General features: G+C 63.7%; 18 protein-coding genes. 5 read left to right on the top strand and 13 right to left on the bottom strand.

Annotation, left to right across the window (positions count from 1 at the left end; translation table 11 throughout):
* Positions 1 to 44 precede the first annotated feature (44 nt).
* The 3 genes from QFZ40_RS01115 (at position 45) to QFZ40_RS01105 (ending at position 4,640) form a co-directional block, all read left to right on the top strand.
* A complete protein-coding gene (locus tag QFZ40_RS01115; RefSeq protein WP_306902370.1) occupies positions 45 to 2,825 on the top strand; it encodes a glycoside hydrolase family 3 protein in 2,781 nt (926 codons plus the stop codon).
* A 124-nt stretch (positions 2,826 to 2,949) separates the two neighbouring features.
* Positions 2,950 to 3,366 (top strand): DUF1003 domain-containing protein, encoded by a 417-nt coding sequence (locus QFZ40_RS01110; protein WP_306902369.1) that lies wholly within the window; start codon positions 2,950 to 2,952, stop codon positions 3,364 to 3,366.
* Between the two features lie 812 nt (positions 3,367 to 4,178).
* Positions 4,179 to 4,640: a pyridoxamine 5'-phosphate oxidase family protein gene (locus tag QFZ40_RS01105; protein ID WP_306902368.1), complete on the top strand. Its 462-nt coding sequence runs from the start codon at positions 4,179 to 4,181 to the stop codon at positions 4,638 to 4,640.
* 29 nt (positions 4,641 to 4,669) lie between these two features.
* On the opposite strand, the gene QFZ40_RS01100 is transcribed toward QFZ40_RS01105, so the two are convergent.
* The 13 genes from QFZ40_RS01100 to QFZ40_RS01040 form a co-directional block, all read right to left on the bottom strand.
* Positions 4,670 to 5,134 (bottom strand): pyridoxamine 5'-phosphate oxidase family protein, encoded by a 465-nt coding sequence (locus QFZ40_RS01100; RefSeq protein ID WP_306902366.1) that lies wholly within the window; start codon positions 5,132 to 5,134, stop codon positions 4,670 to 4,672.
* A 35-nt stretch (positions 5,135 to 5,169) separates the two neighbouring features.
* A complete protein-coding gene (locus tag QFZ40_RS01095; protein ID WP_306902365.1) occupies positions 5,170 to 6,102 on the bottom strand; it encodes a threonine/serine dehydratase in 933 nt (310 codons plus the stop codon).
* 64 nt (positions 6,103 to 6,166) lie between these two features.
* Positions 6,167 to 7,621, bottom strand: a complete 1,455-nt coding sequence (locus QFZ40_RS01090) for a cation:dicarboxylate symporter family transporter (RefSeq protein ID WP_306902364.1) — start codon at positions 7,619 to 7,621, stop codon at positions 6,167 to 6,169.
* A gap of 187 nt (positions 7,622 to 7,808) precedes the next feature.
* Positions 7,809 to 8,165, bottom strand: a complete 357-nt coding sequence (locus tag QFZ40_RS01085) for a hypothetical protein (RefSeq protein ID WP_306902362.1) — start codon at positions 8,163 to 8,165, stop codon at positions 7,809 to 7,811.
* 36 nt (positions 8,166 to 8,201) lie between these two features.
* Positions 8,202 to 8,600, bottom strand: a complete 399-nt coding sequence (locus tag QFZ40_RS01080) for a cupin domain-containing protein (RefSeq protein ID WP_306902360.1) — start codon at positions 8,598 to 8,600, stop codon at positions 8,202 to 8,204.
* 210 nt (positions 8,601 to 8,810) lie between these two features.
* On the bottom strand, positions 8,811 to 9,146 hold the full coding sequence (locus QFZ40_RS01075) for a hypothetical protein (protein ID WP_306902359.1): 336 nt from the start codon (positions 9,144 to 9,146) through the stop codon (positions 8,811 to 8,813).
* 102 nt (positions 9,147 to 9,248) lie between these two features.
* Positions 9,249 to 10,871 (bottom strand): glycoside hydrolase family 32 protein, encoded by a 1,623-nt coding sequence (locus QFZ40_RS01070; RefSeq protein WP_306902357.1) that lies wholly within the window; start codon positions 10,869 to 10,871, stop codon positions 9,249 to 9,251.
* Positions 10,868 to 11,938: an ATP-binding cassette domain-containing protein gene (locus tag QFZ40_RS01065; protein WP_306902356.1), complete on the bottom strand. Its 1,071-nt coding sequence runs from the start codon at positions 11,936 to 11,938 to the stop codon at positions 10,868 to 10,870. The genes QFZ40_RS01070 and QFZ40_RS01065 overlap by 4 nt, the downstream gene beginning before the upstream one ends.
* Positions 11,935 to 12,897: an ABC transporter ATP-binding protein gene (locus QFZ40_RS01060; protein WP_306902355.1), complete on the bottom strand. Its 963-nt coding sequence runs from the start codon at positions 12,895 to 12,897 to the stop codon at positions 11,935 to 11,937. Before QFZ40_RS01060 ends, QFZ40_RS01065 begins: the two co-directional genes overlap by 4 nt.
* Positions 12,894 to 13,820 carry an ABC transporter permease gene (locus QFZ40_RS01055; protein ID WP_306902354.1) on the bottom strand — a complete coding sequence of 309 codons (927 nt, stop codon included), beginning with the start codon at positions 13,818 to 13,820 and terminating at the stop codon, positions 12,894 to 12,896. Before QFZ40_RS01055 ends, QFZ40_RS01060 begins: the two co-directional genes overlap by 4 nt.
* 10 nt (positions 13,821 to 13,830) lie before the next feature.
* Entirely contained in the window at positions 13,831 to 14,808 is a 978-nt protein-coding gene (locus QFZ40_RS01050; RefSeq protein WP_306902353.1) for an ABC transporter permease, read from the bottom strand.
* 106 nt (positions 14,809 to 14,914) lie between these two features.
* Positions 14,915 to 16,594, bottom strand: a complete 1,680-nt coding sequence (locus QFZ40_RS01045; RefSeq protein WP_306902352.1) for an ABC transporter substrate-binding protein — start codon at positions 16,592 to 16,594, stop codon at positions 14,915 to 14,917.
* Positions 16,595 to 16,672: 78 nt separating this feature from the next.
* The gene (locus tag QFZ40_RS01040) at positions 16,673 to 17,743 is read right to left on the bottom strand and encodes a LacI family DNA-binding transcriptional regulator (RefSeq protein WP_306902351.1); all 1,071 of its coding nucleotides are present in this window, start codon (positions 17,741 to 17,743) and stop codon (positions 16,673 to 16,675) included.
* 246 nt (positions 17,744 to 17,989) lie between these two features.
* Here QFZ40_RS01040 and QFZ40_RS01035 point away from each other — a divergent pair, with 246 nt between their 5' ends.
* Both QFZ40_RS01035 and QFZ40_RS01030 read left to right on the top strand, forming a co-directional pair.
* A complete protein-coding gene (locus QFZ40_RS01035; RefSeq protein WP_306902350.1) occupies positions 17,990 to 20,641 on the top strand; it encodes a GH32 C-terminal domain-containing protein in 2,652 nt (883 codons plus the stop codon).
* 252 nt (positions 20,642 to 20,893) lie between these two features.
* Positions 20,894 to 21,697: a hydroxypyruvate isomerase family protein gene (locus QFZ40_RS01030; RefSeq protein ID WP_306902349.1), complete on the top strand. Its 804-nt coding sequence runs from the start codon at positions 20,894 to 20,896 to the stop codon at positions 21,695 to 21,697.
* Position 21,698: the final 1 nt, after the last annotated feature.

Here is a 21,698-nt window from a genome sequence, read left to right as displayed (position 1 = left end):
GCACGCAAGCGTTTAAACACTTCGGCTCCAAGGACGGACCAATCATGCAAGTTGCAGCTACCGCCACCGCCCCTGCCACTCCCGAGGCCATGCTGGAGTCCCTGACAATGGAGCAGAAGATCGCCATGCTCCATCAGCACGCCCCCGCCATCGAAGCCCTCGGCCTGGCCCCATTCCACACCGGCGCCGAGGCCGCGCACGGCGTGGCCTGGCTGGGCCCCGCAACGGTATTTCCGCAGCCAGTGGGAATGGCCGCCAGCTGGGACGAGGACCTGATCCGCCGGGTGGGCACCGCCGTCGGCCGTGAAGTCCGCGGCAAGAAGGCGGGGACCAACGTCTGGGCTCCCGTGGTGAACCCGCTGCGCCACCCGCTCTGGGGACGCAATGAGGAAGGGTTCTCCGAGGATCCGCACCTCACCGCAGCCCTGGCCGGGGCATACTGCGCGGGCCTCAAAGGCGACGATGAACGCTTCTGGATGACCGTGCCCACACTGAAGCACTTCCTGGCCTACAACAACGAAAAGGACCGGAACGTTTCCAGCAGCCAGCTGCGGGCCCGTGTGCTTCATGAATATGAGCTTCCGGCCTACCGCGGCCCCATCGAGGACGGCGTGGCGGGCGCCGTGATGCTGTCCTACAACCTGGTCAACGGCAGGCCCGCCCACGTCTCGGACATCGTCGCCGGAGAGCTTCGGCGGTGGCGGAACGGGGAGGGCATCGCCATCGTCACGGACGCCGGCGCACCCTCCTCGCTCTACACCGCGGAGAAGTATTTCGACGACGGCCCGTCGGCCTACGCGGCTGCCCTCCGCGCAGGTGTGGACAACTTCACCGAGGACAGCGAAAACCCGGCGCCATCGCTCAAGCATCTGCACGAGGCCCTTGACCGCGGGCTGATCAATGAGGCTGACATCGACCGTGCAGTCCTGCGGCTGCTCAACCTTCGCGAGCGGGCGGGGGAGTTCGAGCCCGACGGCGGTCCGTACGGAGCCATTGGGCCTGAAGTGGTGGGCGATCCCGCGCATGTGGCGCTGGCCCGGGAAGCGGCGCGGAAGTCAGTGGTGCTGCTCCGCAACTCCCCGGCAGCCGGTACGGACGGTCCACTGCTTCCACTGGGTTCATCGCCGGGAAAGGTGGCAGTCATCGGATCACTGGGTTCCACGGTCCTGAGTGATTGGTACAGCGGCACCCTGCAGGATGAGGTCAGCATTTTCGAAGGCCTGTCGGAGCGCTACGGAGACGTGGTGTCGGAGTCAGGCGTGGATACTGTGTCACTCCGATGTGTCCGCACCGGCATGTACCTTAGCGCCGGGGAGCCCGAAACCACGATCACCGCCTGCGCCGCGATCCCCGGGCCGGCAGAAAGATTCCTGCTCAAGGACTGGGGCGCCGGCGAATGCACGCTGCAGTTCCCCCTCACCAATAAGTTCGTCTCCGCCGGGGGCTACTACCTGGCTGCATCAGCTGACCGGGTGGGCGGCTGGGTGGTGCAGGAGACGTTCCGCCTGCACACCTGGGCGGACGGGACGGTGTCCCTCCAGCACATCGGTACCGGAAAGTGGGTTCGGATCGAAGAGCATACCGGGAGTGCGGCGCTGTCCGAGGGAACTCCGGAGAAGGCCGACCGTTTTGCCGTGCGGACCGTCCGTTCCGGCCAGCAGGCCGCCCGGGAGGCGGCCGCCGCGGCCGATGTCGCCGTCGTCGTGGTGGGAAATGATCCGCACCTGGGAGGCCGGGAAACCCTCGACAGGTCCACCCTGGCGCTCCCCGAGACCGAGCAGGAACTCATCCGCGTGGTCCGCGAAGCGAACCCCCGGACCGTGCTGGTGATCGCCTCCTCCTACCCCTATGCCCTGGGTCCCCTGGCGGACACCCCCGCGATTGTCTGGACGTCGCACGCCGGGCAGGAACTGGGCAATGCCCTGGCGGACATCCTCAGCGGCGACCATGAACCCACCGGCCGGCTCGCCCAGACGTGGTGGCAGCGCGACGCGGACCTGCCCGACATCCTGGACTACGACATCATCTCCTCGCAGGGCACCTACCTCTACAGCACCGCGGAACCCCTCTACGCCCTGGGCCATGGCCTCGGCTATTCGACCGTCAGCTACGAAACCGCTGTACGGGCCGGCGACGGTCTGGATGTGGTCCTGCGCAACACAGGAAACCGCACTGCCCACGAACTGGTGCAGGTCTATGCGGCCTCCCCCGGCCACCGCTTGGACTTTCCCCGGCGCTTGCTTGTGGCGCACCGGCGGGTTCGGCTCGAACCGGGCGAACGCAGCACAGTACGGATGCCCGTGCCCGTGGACCGGCTGGCCACGTACAGCGTCACCGACGGCAGGATGCTGGTGGAACCCGGCACCTACGAGCTGATGGTGGGCACGTCCGCAAACGACCTACCCCTGGGCGTTGAGTTGACGGTCGCCGGCGAAGGCAGCGGCGCGCGTGCCCGGAGCGCCTGGATCCGTGCGGAACTGTTTGATGAGTGCTCCAACCTCGCACTGGTGCCGGAGACGCCGCTGGCGGGCACCGCCGTCGCTCCCTCCTCACCGCAGGAAAGGGCGACGGCGGTCTACCGGGGCTGGGAGGGCGGCAGGCCTGAGCGCGTGGCGTTCCGGCTCTCAGCCACGGCCGCGGGCAGGGTTGCGGTGCAGCTCCCGGGCCGGGGCGGAACCTGGCGGGAATATGCCGACGCAGCAATACAGCCCGGGTTCAGTGGTGAACTGCGCTTGGAACTGGCCGGCGGCGGCGCTGATTTCGAGGCGGTGCGGATTGTCCTTGAGGGGCCGGTGACGCTGAGCGCACTGCAACTCGGAGAGTAGAACCAACTGGGCTTCCTCAGCTGGTTCCCGGCACGTGACCAGGGCCAACGACTTGAGAGCGCCCAGTGTTATCCCGGTTCGGTGTCGCTGGGAATTTGGTTGGCCGGCGGGTTTACCCTGAGTCATGAGCGAGCAGAAAGTCACGTGGCATACCCGGCACAAGTCGTCCCTGACCCGAGGGGAGCGGGCAGCGGACCTCCTGCGCAACAGCATGGGCAGCTGGCCCTTTGTCGGGGGATTCATCCTTTTCATGGCAGTGTGGGCTGCCGTCAACAGCTTCGCGATGGCCAGCCGGGCGTGGGATCCCTACCCCTACATCCTGCTGAACCTGTTTCTGTCGATGCTCGCCGGCCTTCAGGGCGCAATCCTGCTGATTGCAGCCAAGCGCCAGGATGCGATCGCGTCGGCCATGGCCCAGCACGACTACGACACCGACATGAAAGCGAAGGCTGAGATCGAACAGCTCACGAAGATCAATGAACAACAGCTTGCGATTCTCCGCGAACTTCAGTCGCTCGCCGGCCGCCCCGGCAGGGTGTAGGTAGTGCAAAACTGCCGCGAATCCCCCTACTGTTGGCCCCGCCGTATCTGTAGGCTCAGCCCATGGATACCGCGGAGCCAGGACCAATTAACCAGGCGCCGGAGGACCTCTCCCGTATGACAGGCACCTTCATGCGGCGCTGGGTGTTTGCAGTTACGGCCGGGGAAACGATCGGATTCATGATCCCGGCTGCCGTTGGGGGAGTCTTGGCACTGGCCGCGGCACCGGGCTTTGTCGTCTACCCTCTGATGATCGCCGCTGGCGCATGCGAAGGTGCCCTCCTTGGGGTCGGGCAGTCGATCGGCTTTGGGTCCTCCGTGGTAAGGCGTTCCTCGTGGGTCGCGGCTACCGCAGCGGGCGCAGCAGTCGCATGGTCCATCGGTATGCTACCCAGTACGATCAGCGGCTTCAATCCAGGTTCTCCGTCAGCTCTGCCGTGGATTCTCGTGGGTGCGGTGCTACTTCTGGTTTCGATTCCGGCCCTGCAATGGCTTGTCCTGCGTCGGGTGATCCGGCGGGCCTTTTGGTGGATTCCTACTAACGCTTGCGCATGGGCGGCGGGCATACTCTGGACGTTAGCGCCGTCCCCGTTCATTGACGAGACAACCGCATTTCCTGCGCTGTTGGGAACCTACTTGTTGGCGGGCACACTGATGGCTGTCACGGTGGCTTCGCTGACAGGATTCCCTGCTCGGCGGGTCATGAAATCCGCTTCCACCCCCACGGCGGACTCGTCAGCAGAAACACACAACACAGGCCAACACCGGCTCTAGGGCGAGGCGGAAAGAGCTCCCGACTGTACATTTGTCTTCATGAACGGTTCACCGAAAGACCGCAAGCTCACTTTCGACCAATGCTGGGAGCTGTTGGCTTCTTCCGTCGTCGGAAGACTGGCACTCATCGTCAACGGCCACCCCGAGATCTTTCCGGTGAATTTCGTGCTGGAACGCCGGACCATCGTGTTCCGCACAGCCGCAGGGACAAAGCTGTGGGAATCCACGAAGCAGGAGCCAGCAGCCTTCGAAATCGACGGATACGAGCCCACGACCGAGGAAGCATGGAGCGTCGTCGCAAGGGGTGCCACTGCGTTGATCGAGGACCCGGATGAACAGTCTGCTGCGGACGCCCTCGGCCTGGAGCCATGGGAACCGGGAACAAAATCCCACTACGTGCGGCTGTCACCGGAAGCCCTGACAGGACGTCGGTTCAAGGTCAACGCTCCGGACGTGTGGAACACCCGGAGCTATGATCAGCGCCGCGCATCGTTCGAGTAGCTGCTGCTCAACCCGGTCTTTGTCTCGCCTTATGTCCAGTCAGCCGAAAAATCGAGTGGCGGCCACCAACGGGATCGCGGGTGAACGGCGAACCTGCGTCCGCTGACCTCTGTCGGCCTGATCTGCACCAGGTGCTCTTTGAGGCCCGGCTCCCATGGTTCACGTTCCGGGCCTGCGCCTTCCAGGCTTGTCGGGTCGCCCTCAAACGGTGACGGTATTCCTTTGACCACAACACTCCAGACCTCGGTGCCATAGGGGTTGAGGCCGTCTGTTTCCAGAGCAACTGAAGCCCCCGTGAGGAGTAACCGCAGCTTCGTTCCCGGTGCCGTGCGGAAAATCAACATTTCCCCAGCGGACAAGAAGTTCACGGGAAAGATTTCGGGGCTGGTGCCGTTGATCACGGCTAGTCGTCCGATGTAGGAGGACTGAAGATATTTCCAACAATCGGCCAACGCAAGTGATTCCGTATGTGATCCTGGCTGGAAAGTGCCCATGAAGCGATCCTAATCCTTCACGTCCCACGCCTCCTTTACAGCGTGGCGGGGTCTGTGTTGGCGCCGCAGAGGATCACCACAACGCGTTCCCCTGGTTCGGGCACATATGCGCCCGAGTGAAGGGCCGCGAAAGCCGCGGCGGCACCATGTTCCACGGCCATGCGGTACTCGTTCCAGAGCCGCGCACGCGCGCTGACGATGTCGTCGTCGGACACCAGGACACTTTCGACGCCGGTCCTGACCGCCACGGCAAAGCCGATCTCGCCGACGCGGCGGGCACCCAGGGAGTCCGCCGCGATTCCGGAAACGGCCACGTCCACAGGCCGTCCGGCGGCGAGCGCCGAGTTCAGCGTGGGGGCGGCCTGCGGCTCAACTGCCACCACCTTGGCGTGTCCTTCGACGGCAGCAGCCACTCCGGCCATCAGGCCGCCGCCTCCCACTGCCACCAGCACGGTGTCCACCCCATCCAGCTGGTCCAGCAGTTCGGAGCCCACAGTGCCGGCACCTGCGGCGATTTCCGGCTGGTCGTAAGCGTGGCAGTATACGGCGCCGGTTTGTGCCGCATAGGCAATGGCGGCCTCGTAGGCCACCGCGTATTCGGCACCGCCCTGGACCACTCCGGCGCCTATGGCTTTGAGCTTCCGGACTTTGACGGCGGGTGCCGATTCCGGCACGAAAACAGTTGCCGGGACCCCCAGCCGGGCGGCCGCGTAGGCGTTGGCGAGCCCTGCATTCCCGCCCGATGCCACCACAACGCCCGCACCGGCGTGCAGCTCGCCGCGCTCCTTGCAGGCGAGGATCCTGTTGAGCGCACCCCGGGCTTTGAAGGTTCCGGTGTGCTGCATGAACTCGCACTTGAACCACAGCGGCCCCGGGGAGGTGCCCGCATCCGCTTCCAGGACGGGCGTCAGCCTGGTCAGGCCGCTGATCCTAGTGGCGGCCTGGTCGACGTCGGTGCGGGTGATCATGAGGGCTCCTTGTTGGCTGAGGGTCGGCGGGCGGAAGGCCGGCCCGCCGCCCTGGAGCTCCAGCTTAACGAACCCCGGCTGCGGCTGTCTCAACCTCCGGTGAACTGCCCGCCGTCGCGGCTCCCGCCGTCGTAATTTCCGACGCCGGCCCTTCCGCCTCTCCGTCTTCCGCTGCCAATTCTTCCTGCGGGAGTTCTCCCCGGAATGCGCGGAGCATGGCTTCGCGGTCGAACTGGCCTTCCCATTTGGCCACCACGAAGGTGGCCACGCAGTTGCCCAGCAGGTTCACGGATACGCGCATGGAGTCCATGAGCCGGTCGGCGCCAAGCAGCAGCGCGACACCGGCGACCGGAAAGATGCCCAGGGCACCGGCCGTGGCGGACAGCGCGAGGAAAGCGGAACCCGGGACGCCGGCCATGCCCTTGGAGGTGAGCATGAGGATGCCCAGGGCCGCGAGTTGCTGGCCCAGGTCCAGGTGATGGCCGAATGCCTGGGCCAGGAACAGCAGCGAGATCGACAGGTAAAGCGCCGCGCCGTCAAGGTTGAAGGAGTAGCCCGTAGGGACCACGAGTCCTGTGGTGGCCCGGGAACAACCGGCGTTGGTCAGCTTGGTCATGATGCGCGGCAGTACTGATTCGGTGGACGCTGTGCCCAAAGCCAGGAGAAATTCCTCCCGGGAGTATTTGATGAACTGCCACAGCGGAACCCTCGGGTAGGCCCAGGCAACCACGAACAGCAAAGCGATGAAGATGATGGCGGCCCCGTAGCAGGCAGCGATCAGCAGGGCGTAGGTGCTGAGGGAGGCCAGGCCACACTGGCCGATGATGAAGGCCATGGCGCCGAATGCGCCGATGGGTGCGACCCGCATGACCCAGGCCATGATCTTGTAGAAGAGTTCGAGCACTGTCTCGAGCAAGGTGACCACCGGCATGCACCGTTCCCTGCCGACGACGACAATCGCTGCGCCGAAGAACACCGAGAAGCACAGCACCTGCAGGAGGGTGTTGGAGGCGAATGCGCCAATCACACTGGTGGGGATGATGCCCAGCAGGAACTGGCCCGCGTCCTGGGGCGGTGCGGTGCCTGTCTTTGCATTGAGCGCGTCCTGGGAAAGCGTCGAGGGGTCGATGTTCAATCCTGCCCCGGGCTGGACGATATTGCCGACTACCAGCCCGAATGCCAGGGCGAACAGGGTTGCGCCCGTGAAGTACAACAGCGCCTTCACGCCCACCCGGCCCACGGCCTTGACGTCACCCACGGCTGATATCCCCGTCACGATCACCAGGAAGATGAGGGGCGCGATGATCATCTTGATGAGCTGGATGAACCCGTCACCCAAAGGCCGCAGGCTGGATCCAACGTTCGGCCAGAAGTGCCCGATCCCGATGCCGAGGAGGACTGCGATGAGGATCTGGACGAACAGGGACTTATGGATCGGCTTCTTGATCGGGGCAGGCGCAGGGCTTGTCACCGACGCCGCGGAAGCGGGGCCGGGCGCAGAGGAGGAGGGAAGGATCATGGGGCTGCCTATCAACGTCGGAACGGCACGAGGCCGATGTGGTCAATGGCAACGGTAGGGCCCCCGTGTTTCGGGCAGGATAAATCCGTAGTGCGGAAATGTTTAACCGCAAAATGGAAAAGCAGGGCATTGGATGGGAGTGCAGATCCACGGATAGGCGCGCGAAAGCGACCCCCGCCACTTGCCTCTATGCCCGAAGGCTGTGTCCTTGAGCGGTCAAAGTGCCGGCCAGCTCCGATACTGCGGCGAGCTCCCAGCGTTCGCCATCCTGCTCGTAGCAGACCACCACGGACTGATCCATCTCTGCTGCCGCATCCAAGGCGAGCAACAGTGCATCCTCCATGTGCCGGGCATGTTCGAGCCGCTCGACGAGGGAGCCGGGAAGGTAGCTGTCGTCAATCAGGACGTGGGGCTTACCCTCCACGATGACTTTCAGCAAATATCCCTGGTCCTCGTGCACGGATCCGCGCGTAGAGGCGATTTCCGTGACCCTGTCGGCACGAACCAGTCCCTGGTTGATAGTGCGTATCCATACCTCACCCATGAATGCTCCTTACGTTGTGAGGCGCGCCAAGCCGGGTCAGATCAGCGCGTGCATTCCCCGGCTCCGGGGCCGGCCGAAGGACGCCGTGCCCAGGAATTCGATGGCAACGAAAGGTTCCGTCCCGACCACCCACTCGTCGTGGCCGGGAGGAAGGGCGTAGGTGTCGTTGGCGCGGATGGTGGACCGTACGCCGTCGGACGTTTCGATCTCCAGTGAGCCGGAGATGCAGAATCCGAGGTGGTTGTGCTCGCAGTACTCGGTCATTTCCGTGGGCTTTGCGGACTGGGACCAGCGCCAGCCGGGTTCGAGAATCAGTCTTGCTACCGAATAGTCGTCAACGGTGACCAGATCGAATTCCGCCTTGTCCGGGCACCGCTTCTTGTCTGGAATATCAACGGACTTAACTGCCAAAGCTCTGATGAAATTTGCGGTCATAAGGACACTGCCTAGGAATCAGGGAGCGGGGCGCCTGGCGGTGGGACCAGGCTGCAGGGCAAGTTACCGATGTGCGGCGTAGTAAAAGGAGAGACCATAAAGTTATGCCGCCGTGGAGGCCCGGCGCGCACGCATCCGGAAGATGGTGTATCTATAACCGTATCCCTACCGTTGCCGAAGTCAATGGGCCGACGGCGGTCAGGCGGCCATTCAATTCCCGTCTTCGGATTCAGGCGTTTCCCCGGCCTCGTCGGTTTCGGGGACGGCATGGTTGGCAATCATGTCCACCCGGTCAGCGGCGGTAAGGCTCTCATCCTTCTGAATGGCGGCAACGTCCGCGCTGTCCACCGGCCCGCCGTCCGCCTTGGGTTCGGCATGGCCCGTGTGGGGTTCCTTGTGGCGGGCCTCCTCCAGATGGTGTTCGAGCTTCTCTTCCGCGTCCCTGCGACGTTGGCCCACTGTCCGCATTTGCTGCGTTGTGGGTGAGCCGACATAGCCATCCTGTTGGCTTTGCCCGTGCGGATTCTCATCCATTTTTTCGCTCATACTGGCATCGTCCCACCATGGATCATCGGTAGGAAGACATTGAGAAAACATCAGTTTTCTTCAGTTTCAGCAGTCGGTTCTGGTTGCCCTTTCGGGACGGGCTCAGGGGAAAAGTGCGCGCCCGGTTCCGAAAATCTCCCCCATGGTCCAGGCGTCGAAGCGCCGTACTCGAGCCGAGCCCGCGACTGCGTTGAGGCTGACTCCCCCGCCCCCAAGCTGCGGGTATGCCCGTGCTGTCAAAGGCTTGCCGTTCGCAAAGATCTCGACGGCGGAGCGGTCCACAATGACCCGCAAGGAAACCCGCCCGCCAGGCATCGGAATGGGACCACCCCGCGGATCAGTGTCGACGTTGGCGTCCAGGCTGCTGAGGGTACGGTCAAGGCGAAGGGCGCCTTGGGCCCGGGACACGCCGCCTCTTCCGACGTCGCCGCCGTCCTCGTCGTCGTCTCGGGAAAGCTCGATGACGGTCTGCTCGACGGCCGTCCCGTCGGCGTTCCGGGATTCCAGCATCCCTAAGCGGACCACCGCTCCGGGGTCCAGGTCCAGCTCCAGCTCAAGGTCCAGCTGGAGGCCCGAAACCTCGCTGATGACGCCATGTACCGACGTTCCAGCCCCGATGACGGCAGGAGCCACACTGATGTGGTCCCGGCGAAGATCAGCAACCTCAGGCACTGGCGCGAAGGACAGGGCACCTTCGGAGTCACGCGAGACAATCCGCGGGAGGCTCATCACCCCCGACCACCCGGCTTCCACCGAAGCAGCTTCGTCGCGCCCTTCCTGCAGCCAGCCGAACATGATCCGGCGGCCCGAGTCATCACGGAACGACTGCGGCGCGTAGAAGTAGCGTCCGCCATAGTCGAGCCGATGGAGGGCACGCGGTTCGAACGCGTCATTGGCGTAACGACCGGTCCAGTAGAGGGGATGGTGCGTCACGCCGTCGTCCCAGGCCGAAAAGACGAGAACATGGGAGTCCTCGTCCCCCGGTTCGCCGGAACCCCATCCGGCGGTCGCCTTGCCTGGTACCCCGCCATCTGAACGGAACAGGTCCACGCACTCCCACATGGTGCCTGTCCAGTCCGGATCGTCAGGATCCCCCTGTGACGCGTCGCCGATGAACAGCGGCCCGACGTAGCCCCAGGAGCGGAGATCCTCCGACTCGTACAGGAACGCGGTGCCACCGCGCCCACGGATGCCGGAGCCCACCAGCTGCCGCCACCGGTCACCCTCCCGCCAGACGCAGTGGTCGCGGTAGGCGGTGACGTCGACGTCGGCGGGCGGGGCGGCGATCACGGGGTTCGCCGTCGATTTCGTCCAGGTGAGCAGGTCCGGGCTCCCGACGGCGACGCACGGCAGCTCACGCTCGCCTTTCCGACCGGAGTAGACGATGGTGGGCGTGCCGCCGTCGTCGACCAAAACGCCTGACCAGCACCCGTCTGCGTCGGCGCTGTCCGGCCCGTCCGGAGACAGCGCCACGGGCTGGTCGCTCCAGGTGACAAGGTCAGTGCTGGTTGCGTGGCCCCACTGGATGCGGTGGTGGAAGGCGCCTTCTGGGTTGTACTGGTAGAAGAGGTGGTAGGTGCCGTTCCATTGGCTCACGCCGTTGGGGTCGTTCAACCAACCGGCCGGGGACACGAAATGGAAGCGCGGCCGAAGGGGGTCCGCTTCGGCGCGGGCAATCAGTTCGTCGCGATTCACCGTGGCCAGCGGGTGCGTCAGTTCAGTCATGCGGACGCTTTCTTGTCCATCGGTTCGGCTGCCAGGGCATGGCCGCCAGCTCCAGCCTGCGGGCGGTAGAGGTGGCAGCGCACCCAGTGACGGTTTTCGGGGTCACCCACGCGGTGGTGAACGGGTTCCTCGGCCGAGCAGCTCTGGTTTGGGTCACCGTCGAAACCGCAGGTGGTCGAAGCCATCACAGCCTGCCGCAGCTCGGCACGGCGGACGGGATCGTAGGAGCCCGCCCGGGACGGATCCGGGACGGCCGAGACCAGCAGCTGCGTGTACGGGTGGCCCGGGTTGGTCAGGAGATCCAAGGACTCGCCCTGTTCAACGAGCTCTCCTGCGAACATGACCGCCGTCCGGTCCGCCAGGTATCGGGCTGAGGCGAGGTCGTGCGTGATGTAGAGCATGGAGATTCCCTGCTCATCGCGGAGCTTTCGCATCAGGTTCAGCACGCCGATCCGGACCGAAACATCCAGCATGGAGGTGGGTTCGTCGGCGAGGATGACCCGTGGTTCCACGGCAAGGGCCCGGGCAATCGCAACTCGCTGGCGCTGCCCGCCAGAGAGCTCGTGCGGGTAGGAGTTCAGCATGTCGGCCTGCAGGCCCACTGTTGTCATGAGCTCCTCGAGTCGCTGCCGCGTCTCTGTCTCGGAGCTGCCGCCCTTCCGGTGGATCGCCAGCGACCTCCGCAGGAAGTGCTCCACTCTGTGGGCAGGATTCAGCGAGCCGAATGGATCCTGGAAGACCATCTGCAGTTGGGAGCGGAAGGCCCGCGATGCCTGGAAGCGGTCGCGCTTGAGGACATCGACGCCGTCGATCAGGATCTCACCGGAGCTCGGCTTTTCCAGCCGGGCAACGCAGCGGGCCAGGGTGCTCTTACCCGACCCGGACTCTCCCACGAGGGCCACGATTTCGCCCCGGCCAATGGTCAGGTCCACGCCGTGCAGGGCTCGGACGGACTCCCGGGAGAACAAACCACCTATCGGGAAAGACTTTCCCAGTCCGCGGACCTCAAGGGCGGGGGTTTGCGTGGAAACGTCCGGACGTGATGAAGACTGCAGAGAGTGGCTCATCGTGCGGCTCCTTCCATGATCGCGGTGTCAGCCGCTGAAGCGTCCGCACTGACAGGTGCCACAAAGTGGCCGGGTGCTGCTTCGGTGAGGTCCGGGATGTTCCGGAACTTCACGCCGTCGGGCAGTCCCGTCAACGGAACCCGCGGACCGGTGAGCGGCGGGAACGCGCCCATGAGGGCCTGCGTGTATGGGTGGCGGGGGTTGGCGTAGACGTCCTGGGCTTTCGCGGTCTCCACGATCCGGCCTGCGTACATCACGGCCATGCGGTGCGAGAGTTCCACCATGAGGGACATGTCGTGGGTGATGAAGAGGACGGAAAAGCCCAGTTCGCGTTGGAGTTCCTTGATTTGGGCCATGATTTCCTGCTGCACCACGACGTCCAGCGCGGTGGTGGGTTCGTCGAGGATCAAGAGGGACGGCTTGAGCGCTACGGCCATGGCGATCACGGCACGCTGCCGCATGCCTCCCGAGAGCTGGTGCGGGTAGGACTTGAGGCGTGCGGGGTCGATCCTCACCAATTCAAGCAACTCGCCGGCACGCCGCACCGATTCCTTACGCGAGTAGCCCGCATGCGTGGTGAAAATATCCACGATCTGCTCGCCGATGGTCAGCACCGGGTTCAGCGAGTTCATGGCCGACTGGAACACCATGGCCACGTCCTGCCAGCGGAAACGCCGCAGCTCCTCCGGGCTCATGGCCAGGACGTCCTTGCCGCCGAAGGAGATGCTGCCGCCGGCGATCTTCGCGGGATGCTTGAGGAGCCGCATGATCGAGTTGGCGATGGTGGACTTCCCACAGCCGGACTCGCCCGCCAGCCCGAACACCTCACCGGTCCCGATGCTGAAGGAAAGACGGTCGACGGCGGTAGTGGAGCGGGTGTCGCCGATGTACTTGACGGTGAGGTTCTTGACCTCCAGGACGGGCTCGTGGGAGCCGAAGGAAACTTGGGAGACTGTCACTTGGCGGCGCTCCTTTCGGTAATTTTTGGGGTTTTGATCTTCCGCAGCCGCGGATTAGTGACTTCGTCCACGGCGTAGTTGATGAGCGCCAGTGCGAACGCGACCAGCGCGATGCAGACACCCGAGGGAACAAAGACCCACCAGCTGCCAGTCAGTAGGGCGCCCTCGTTGCCGGCCCAGAAGAGGTTGTTGCCCCAGGAAACGGTGCTCACGTCACCCAGGCCAAGGAACTCCAGGCCTGCCTGGGCGCCGATGCCGTAGATTACGCAGGCCAGCAGGGTACTCATGACGATCGAGGCCATGTTCGGCAGGATCTCGCGGAACATGATCCGGCCCGCCCGTTCGCCGGACACCACGGCCGCGGCCACAAAGTCCTTTGAGCGGATGGACAGCGCCTGGGAGCGCAATACACGTGCCGACCCAGCCCAGCCAGTGACCACGAGGACCAGGATCACGGTTCCCAAACCCGGCGGCAGGAACGCGGCCAGGATGACAAGGAGGGGCAGTCCGGGCAGGAGCAGGAAGACGTTGGTCACCAGGGACAGTGCTTCGTCAATGAACTTGCCAAAGTAGGCCGAGGCCAGGCCCACCAAAATGCCGATGAAAGTGGATGCGAAGCCCACGGTCAACCCGACAAACAGGGAACTGCGGGACGCGTGGACAGTCAGGGCAAGCACGTCCTGACCTTTGGCCGTGGTGCCGAGCCAGTGCTCGGGAGACGGTTCCAGCGAGGCCATCGCCGTGATCCGCGACGGGTCTCCGGGGAATAGCACAGGGGCCAGCAACGCAAGCGCGATGAACACGAGCATCACGATCATGCCCACCAGGGCCTTCTTGTTGGTGATAAGTCCGTGGACGAAACTGCGGTTGGGCTTGGGGGCAACTGTGGGCTTAGCGGGCTGCTTCAGAATTGCTGTTGTCATGATGGGTCCCTCAGTTGCTGCGCACGCGCGGGTCGAGGCGGACGTAGAGGATGTCCACCAGGAAGTTGGCCAGGAGCACGGCGCCGGTGATGGTCAGGAACAGGCCCTGCATAAGCGGGTAGTCGAGGCCTTGGACGGCGTTGAGGAGCTGGTAGCCGACGCCGGGATACGCGAACACCACCTCGGTCAGCATGGCACCGCCCACCACGAAGCCCAGGCTCATGCCGAAACTGGTCACGGAGGGGAGCATGGCGTTGCGTGCGGCGTAGCGGAACATGATGCGTCCCGGACGTAGTCCCTTGGCCTCGGCCATGGTGATGTAGTCCTCGGAGTTGGTTGCGATCATCGTGTTGCGCATGCCAAGCATCCACCCGCCGATCGACACCAGCACAATCGTCAAGGCCGGCAGTACAAGGTGAGCACCGACGTCGCCGATGAACTCCCAGGTAAACGCCGGCTCTAATCCGTCCGTGAACGCGTGGCGCAGCGGCGACCAGCCTAGGATCACTCCGAACAGGTACAGCGCGCCCATAGCTAGCCAGAAGTATGGGAAGGAGCCGATGAAGATCAACACGGGCGGCAGTGCGGAGTCGATCGCGCCGCCTCGCCGCCAGGCGGCCAGGATGCCGAGCAAGTTACCTACGACGGCGGCAATCACCAGTGCGGTGCCGCCGAGCAGGAGAGTCCAGCCGATCTGGGCGGCGATGACCTCGGTGACCGGGGCGGGGAAGCGGGAAATCGAAATGCCCATGTTGCCCGTGACAATGTTGTGCAGATAATCGATGTACTGCTCCCAGAGGGGACGGTCGTCCACACCGAGCAGCTTACGCAGTGCGTCGATCTGTTCAGGCTGCATCTTGCCCTGGGTACGGGCAAACATGCGCGAGACGGGGTCACCGGGCATGAAGCGCGGGAGCAGGAAGTTCAAGGTGATGGACGCCCAGAAGGCGATCAGGTAGAAACCCAGTCGGCGCAGGATAAAGCGCACGGTTTCCTCCATTCAGGTATTGCGGTAATGGGGAGGGGGCGGCATGCCCGGCGCGGTGATCCGGCGCCGGACATGCCGGGCTGCGGGGCCCTGCGGGGCCCAGCTGTTACTTGCGCGGTTCCAAAGTGGTGAGAATCAGCACCGTGGTAGGAGAACGATCGGAAAGTGTGGCATAAGGGTTGTCCTGCGACGGCCACCCCGTGAAGTGGACGTCCGTATAGTCGCCCCATTCAGGTCCTGAGAACAGCGGCACCAGCGGGGCGGCGTCGTTGTATTCTTCCTGGAGCTTGTAGGCGACGTCCTTCTGCTTGGCTTCATCGCCGGCGGCAACGAAATCCTGCAGGAGCGCATCGGCTTTGGGGTCACCAAAGCGGTGGTAGTTGTCGAACGTCTTGGTGCCGACCGGCTTCACCGTGGCGCTGCCCATGGCATTGTTGAAGTACTTGAACGGGCTGGGATCGTTGGCGCTCCAGACAATGCCGGAGTCAAACGTGCCCTGTTCGTATCCGGCCACCACGGAGGCCCAGTCCGGAGAGTCCACCTTGGCCGTGACTCCCACTGCTTGGAGGTTCTGTGAGATCACGTTGGCTACGGACAGCCAGTCGGAGGAGCTGGCGCCCACGGAGATCTTGAACTCGAAAGGCATTCCATCCTTCAAGGTGCGCTTGCCGTCGGCCCCCTTGGGGTAGCCGGCTTCGTCCAAGACTTTGTTGGCTTCGTCCACGTTGAGCTTGGTCCAGCTGCAGTTGTCCTTGACGGCCGGGTTCTTCCATTTCTCGTAGTTGCCGGAAAGGCCGGTGCAGTCGGCGGGCTGGGCGTAGCCGCTCATCCCGATCTTGGTCACTTGGTCGCGGTTCACGGCCATGCTGAGCGCCTTGCGCACCTTTGAGTCGTTAAACGGAGCCTTGGTGGTGTTGAGCTGCCAATTGATCATGGCACCCGTGGGCGGGAACCAGTAGTGGCGGTGCTCCTTGTCTTTGGAGATGAAGGTCTTCTCGATGTTTGGGATGAACTGGGTGGACCAGTCGACGTCCCCGTTGACGCTGGCCAGATTGGCTGCGTCGTTGCCGGACATTGCAAGCATCTTGATGCCAGCAATCTTCTGTTTTTCCGGCTGCCAGTAGTTGGGGTTTTTCTTGAGTGCGTAGGACTGAGCCTGGAAGGAATCGACCTCCGTGTAAGGTCCTGTTCCCACGGGCGTGGCGTTGGCGTCCTTCGCCGGGTCGGCGATCGCAGACCAGATGTGCTTGGGCAGAATGGGTAGCTGGCCCACTTCGTAGAGCGCCGGAGACCAAGGCTTGTTGAAGGTGAAGGTCACCTTGTTGGTTCCCTCGGCGGTGGCGCCGACGAGGTACTCGTAGCCGCCCTTGAGCTTCTTCTGCAGCTCGAACGTGTAGGCGACGTCGTCGGCCACGAGTGGCTTGCCATCGGACCACTTCACACCGTCGCGCAGGGTGAAGGTGATGGATTTGCCGTCAGCAGCAGTCTTCCATTCGGTGGCGAGCCACGGCGTCGTGTCTCCCTTGGCCGGGTTGAAGACCAACAGGGGTTCGTAGATCGCCTGGTTGACCATGGGATTCACCGCGGGCGCAAAGGGATTGAAGTTGCGGTCGAAGGTGCTCATGTCTTCCCGTGGGATGGTGAGCATGGCGTTCGTGTTGTCCGAAGTCGAGGAGCTTGTGCCTGACTTGTTGACGGTGGCTGCACAGCCGGTCAGCAGCAGTGCGCCTACCACCAGCCCGGCCGCGGTGATGCGGGCAGACCTCAGGTATCGGGGTTGTGTCATGATGGTTGTCTCTTTCCTATCTTCATCAGCAAGGTGAAGGGGTGGGTGAGGGTTAGCTCTTCGAAATTGATTTCGCGGTCAGACCGAAGAGCGTTCTAGCAGCGGACAGTCGACCAATTGCTGGTCGGCAGTGATCGGCTGTCCTGCTGTCAGAGCGGCGAGCGTCTGGACTCCCAGAGCGCCCATTTTTTCGAATGGCAACGCAACCGTGGTCAGCTTTGGCCTGAGGTAGGCCGCAATCAGTTCCTGGTTGTCGAAGCCGATCACGGCGATGTCACCGGGGATGGTGAGTCCCCGTTCCTTGATGGCGTCGTAAGCGCCCATCGCCATGCGGTCGTTCAGGCAGAAGAGAGCGGTCGGCCTTTGATCTTTCGGATAGTGGTCCAGGATTTCGCAGGCCGCCTCGTAGCCTCCATCCGCCGTCGCATGTCCCGAAACGACGAGCTCCGGATCCAGTTCCAGCCCGGCACCGGCGAGTGCTTCGCGTGCACCCGCCAAACGCCCGACGGCCGCGGGAATGTGCGGGTCCAGGTTGATGACTCCGATCCTGCTGTGGCCTGCCTGGAGCAAACGCTCGACGGCAATCCTGCCGCCCGCGCGCTCGTCCGGGACGATCGAGGGCAGCTTTCCGTCCGCGTCGAAACAATTGATCAGGACAGTGGGCACCTCGTGGGCGCTTTCCGGAACATGCACGGCGCGGTGGTACGTTGCCGCGTACAGGAGTCCTTCCACGCGTTGTTCCAGCAGCTTTTCGGTGGCTGCGTCTTCCAGGCCCTGGTTGGGTCCTACGGCATCGGCCTGGTCGGAAGGCGCGATGAGCAGGAACCGGCGGTCGAGCCAGGCTTGGTCCTGCGCCCCCTTGATGATGTTGACGGCGAACGGCGCCGTCACGATTTCCGTCACCAGCCCGTACCAGTCGCTGCGCTGGGAGGCCAGAGCGCGTGCGCCGGCATTTGGACGGTAACCCAGTGCCTGCACGGCCTCGATGATGCGCCCGCGGGTTTCCTCCGAGATGTTGGCCGTGACCCGATTGTTCAGGACGAAAGAAACCGTGGTGCGGCTGACGCCGGCGTAGTTCGCGACATCGTTCATGGTGACGCCCCGAGCCCGCAGTGCTGACGGGCTCGTGGTGGGGCTGATTTTCGCCATTGAATTCTCCGTGGTCTCCGTTGACGCCGGCGCTGTGACTGGCGGTGTGTTCTGTGTTGGGATACGCGTTCGGCCTTGTGGGTAAAGCGCGTTACCAAGCTGCGTGATCGAGGTTACCCGCGTTACTAAAGCGTGTCAACGACTTTTTTGATCATTGACTTGTCTCGTGGACTTACCCTAACGTTCCCTCCACTGACAACGTTGTCTACCAAGGGAAGACACGCGCGATGAAGGGCGACTTGAAGCATGCATAGGAAACGAAAAGCCGGAATCCAATCCTGCTCGGCCATCACACTGGTCGGCTTAACACTTGCCGGCCTGCTCGCCGCTGCGGGGCCCGCTACGGCGGCGCAGTCCGACGTCGGAATTCCGGGATCCTCCACGAGCCAAGGTGTGCTCGGGCAGGAACAATACCGTCCGGCAATCCATTTCTCCCCGGCGAAAAACTGGATGAACGACCCCAACGGAATGGTCTACTACAAGGGGATCTACCACCTGTACTACCAGCACAATCCCTCTGGAAACACGTGGGGGAACATGTCATGGGGGCACGCCACGTCTACAGACCTGGTGCACTGGCAGGAGCAGCCGCTGGCCATCTCCACGGACGACCAGGAGGACGTCTTCTCGGGCAGCGTCGTGGTGGACAAGGACAACTCCTCAGGCTTAGGGACAGCCGAAAATCCGCCCTTGATAGCCATCTACACCAGCGCATACAAGGACGCTTCGCCGCACCGCGGATTGCAGGCCCAGTCGCTGGCCTACAGCATCGATGATGGCAAGACCTGGACCAAGTACAGCGGCAACCCGGTGCTGAACCGCAATTCCGCCAACTTCCGCGACCCCAAGGTTTTCTGGTACAGCTCACCGGCAGGCGGCGGCTACTGGGTGATGGCCGCCGTCGAAGCCACTGACCACAAGGTGCTTCTCTACAAATCCGCCAACCTCAAGGACTGGACGCCCTTGAGCGAGTTCGGCCCGGCCAACGCCACCGGCGGACTCTGGGAATGCCCGGATCTCTTCCCGCTGGCCGTGGACGGTGACCCGAACAACGTCAAATGGGTCATGGTGGTCAACGTCAATCCGGGCGGCGTGGCCGGCGGTTCGGCGGGACAGTACTTCGTGGGCCGATTCGACGGCACTACCTTCACCTCCGAAAGCACCAAGCCTGAGGGAGCCGTTCCTGCCGGGACCCCGATAGCCGGGTTCAACGACGGCACCTACAACGGCTGGACAGTGAACAACGAGCCCGGGAACTGGAAGAACGGCCCGCTCGGAGATGCTCCGGCGGCCGGATCCCTTCCTGGCCAGAACACAGTCAGCGGCTTCACCGGCGCCGGGTTGGTCAATTCCTTCAACGATGGCGACTGGCCGCTGGGCTCGATGTCCTCCCCCGGCTTCACGGTCGACAGCGACTACATCAATTTCCTGGTGGGCGGCGGCCAGCACCCGAGGGTGTCCGACAAACTGGACAACACTCCCCCTCCCGGCGACCTGCTGTTCAACGGCTTCGAGGTCCCGGACGGCAGCACCCTCGCCGACTACGGCTGGACCGGCACCGGCGACCTCCTGCCGTCGTACCAGCCGGCCAGCGCCGGCGGGGACTATTACATCGGCACCAAGCGGATCAACACCTATGAAACCGGCGGAGCCCCAAGCGACGACCGGCAAGGAACCTTGACGTCCCCGGAATTCACGATCTCAAGAAACTTCATCAGCATGCTGGTGGGCGGCGGGCACCGCAGCCCCGACACAGGACAGGTCCTGGAGGCCCAGTTGCTGGTGGACGGAAACGTCGTGCGGACCCTGGCAGGGGACGACGCCGGCCAGCTCAACTGGAAGGGCTGGGACGTTTCAGAGTTTGCCGGCAGGCAGGCGCAGCTGAGGATCGTCGACCAGGCCACCGGCGGCTGGGGGCACCTCACTCTCGACCATGTCATGCTGACGGACCAGGCGGCCGTGCCCCGTTCAGATGAGACCACCGTGAACCTTGTGGTGGACGGCCAAGTGGTCCGCTCCACAACGGGAGCAAACAGCGAGGTACTGGACTGGGCAAACTGGAACGTGTCCGAATTCAAGGGACGCCAGGCGCAGATCAGGATCGTTGACAACAACCGATTCGGCTGGGGACACATCCTGGCAGACGAATTCATCGCCTCGTCCGAACCGGCAAAGCCGCGGATCAACTCCTACGACTGGCTGGACTACGGCCGGGACTACTACGCGTCTGTCTCCTTCGGCAACATGCCACAGGACAAGCGCGTCATGCTGGGCTGGATGAACAACTGGGACTACGCCAACACCATCCCCACCTCACCGTGGCGCAGTGCCATGTCCCTCCCCCGTGAAGTGTCACTGACGCAAACCCCGGCAGGCCCCCGGCTCACGCAACAGGCCGTGAAGCAGGTCGACAAATTGGGCACCAAGGCGAGCTACAGCACCAAGAAGGCCCAGAGCATAGCCCCCGGCACCCATCCCCTGCCCGCATCTGCCTCGGGCAACGTCCAGCGGATCGACGTGACATTCGCGCCCGGAACAGCGGCAAAGTCAGGCATCACCGTCCTCGGCGATGCCACACACTCCACCGTGATCGGTTACGACGCCTCTACACGAGAGGTATACGTGGACAGGAGCAACTCCGGAAACACCGGATTCAATCCCCTGTTCACTTCCGTGGATTCGGCCCCCGTCACCTTGAATGCGGACGGCACTGTGACACTGCGCATCTATGTGGACCGCTCCTCGGTTGAGGTCTTCACCCAAGGCGGCCAACGAACCATCACGGATCAGGTGTTCCCGGCGGAGGGGGCCGGCCAGGTGGCGCTGTTCGCCGACGGCGGCACCGCGAGCCTCAAGTCCCTTACGGTAACCCCGCTGGAACAGTCAATGTTCAGGTAGCAGCGAAGTCCGGAGGAATGTGCCGGCAGGCAATGTCCGGCCGGCACAACTCATGCAGCACCCCGAAGGTCGGGCGCCGGATCAGAGGCGTCCGGCCTTCGCTGTTCGTACCCTTGACTGCTCGCACCCTCATTACCTACACTTTTCATAAAGCAGAATCTAAATTCCACAACGCGGAATTTCTAAAGTGGAAACTGGAACCGCAAATAAACTTAGGGTTTGAAAAACCCGGGGCTTCCGGAAGGACCTACGATGACGTACACAGTGAACTGCTCCATCCTGCTCACGGAGCTGCCCCTGCTCGAGCGTCCGGCGGCAGCAAAGGCCGCCGGTTTCGACGCCGTCGAATTCTGGTGGCCCTTCGATACTTCCGTTCCCGGCGATGCCCAGGTCACAGCGTTCGAGAACGCCATCAACGACGCCGGCGTTCAGCTCACAGGCTTGAACTTCAACGCCGGCAATATGCCAGGCGGGGACCGCGGCCTGGCTTCCTGGCCGGAACGCTCCACGGAGTTCCAGGACAACATCGACGTCGTTGCCGGCATCGGTGAGCGCCTCGGCTGCAAGGCCTTCAACGCCCTCTACGGAAACCGGATCGACGGCGAATCGCCCGGGAAGCAGGATGAGATTGGCGCCGAAAACCTCGCGACTGCGGCAGCCGGCGTCGCACGCATAGGCGGCACCGTCCTCCTGGAACCTGTCAGCGGCGCCCCCCGGTACCCGCTCCTGACAGCACAAGACGCGCTGAAAGTAATCGCCCGCGTCACGGCGGAGTCCGGCGCAACCAACATCAAACTCCTCGCGGACTTCTACCACCTGGCGGTGAACGGCGACGACGTCGAGGCCGTCATCGAGAACCACGCCAAAGACTTCGGCCACATCCAGATCGCCGACAACCCAGGCCGCGGGGCTCCCGGAACCGGTGAGCTTCCCCTCGGCGAATGGATCGCCCGCAGCCGCACACTCGGCTACACGGGCCACATCGGCCTCGAATACAAGGAACCGCCGGAATCGGCCTTCAGCTGGGCCATCCGCCAGCGCGCCAACGCCAGCTAGT

It is taken from the genome of Arthrobacter pascens (assembly GCF_030816475.1).
Classification (GTDB): Bacteria; Actinomycetota; Actinomycetes; order Actinomycetales; family Micrococcaceae; genus Arthrobacter; species Arthrobacter pascens_B.
This window is presented reverse-complemented; position numbering and strand designations above follow the sequence as displayed.

Excerpts from the sequence above, each read along its gene's own strand:
- QFZ40_RS01085 (WP_306902362.1), bottom strand. The coding sequence starts at position 8,165 with ATGGGTGAGGTATGGATACGCACTATCAACCAGGGACTGGTTCGTGCC.
- QFZ40_RS01105 (WP_306902368.1), top strand. The coding sequence starts at position 4,179 with ATGAACGGTTCACCGAAAGACCGCAAGCTCACTTTCGACCAATGCTGG.
- QFZ40_RS01035 (WP_306902350.1), top strand. The coding sequence starts at position 17,990 with ATGCATAGGAAACGAAAAGCCGGAATCCAATCCTGCTCGGCCATCACA.
- QFZ40_RS01065 (WP_306902356.1), bottom strand. The coding sequence starts at position 11,938 with ATGAGCCACTCTCTGCAGTCTTCATCACGTCCGGACGTTTCCACGCAA.
- QFZ40_RS01030 (WP_306902349.1), top strand. The coding sequence starts at position 20,894 with ATGACGTACACAGTGAACTGCTCCATCCTGCTCACGGAGCTGCCCCTG.
- QFZ40_RS01070 (WP_306902357.1), bottom strand. The coding sequence starts at position 10,871 with ATGACTGAACTGACGCACCCGCTGGCCACGGTGAATCGCGACGAACTG.
- QFZ40_RS01055 (WP_306902354.1), bottom strand. The coding sequence starts at position 13,820 with ATGACAACAGCAATTCTGAAGCAGCCCGCTAAGCCCACAGTTGCCCCC.
- QFZ40_RS01040 (WP_306902351.1), bottom strand. The coding sequence starts at position 17,743 with ATGGCGAAAATCAGCCCCACCACGAGCCCGTCAGCACTGCGGGCTCGG.
- QFZ40_RS01090 (WP_306902364.1), bottom strand. The coding sequence starts at position 7,621 with ATGATCCTTCCCTCCTCCTCTGCGCCCGGCCCCGCTTCCGCGGCGTCG.
- QFZ40_RS01115 (WP_306902370.1), top strand. The coding sequence starts at position 45 with ATGCAAGTTGCAGCTACCGCCACCGCCCCTGCCACTCCCGAGGCCATG.
- QFZ40_RS01110 (WP_306902369.1), top strand. The coding sequence starts at position 2,950 with ATGAGCGAGCAGAAAGTCACGTGGCATACCCGGCACAAGTCGTCCCTG.
- QFZ40_RS01095 (WP_306902365.1), bottom strand. The coding sequence starts at position 6,102 with ATGATCACCCGCACCGACGTCGACCAGGCCGCCACTAGGATCAGCGGC.
- QFZ40_RS01075 (WP_306902359.1), bottom strand. The coding sequence starts at position 9,146 with ATGAGCGAAAAAATGGATGAGAATCCGCACGGGCAAAGCCAACAGGAT.
- QFZ40_RS01080 (WP_306902360.1), bottom strand. The coding sequence starts at position 8,600 with ATGACCGCAAATTTCATCAGAGCTTTGGCAGTTAAGTCCGTTGATATT.
- QFZ40_RS01100 (WP_306902366.1), bottom strand. The coding sequence starts at position 5,134 with ATGGGCACTTTCCAGCCAGGATCACATACGGAATCACTTGCGTTGGCC.
- QFZ40_RS01045 (WP_306902352.1), bottom strand. The coding sequence starts at position 16,594 with ATGACACAACCCCGATACCTGAGGTCTGCCCGCATCACCGCGGCCGGG.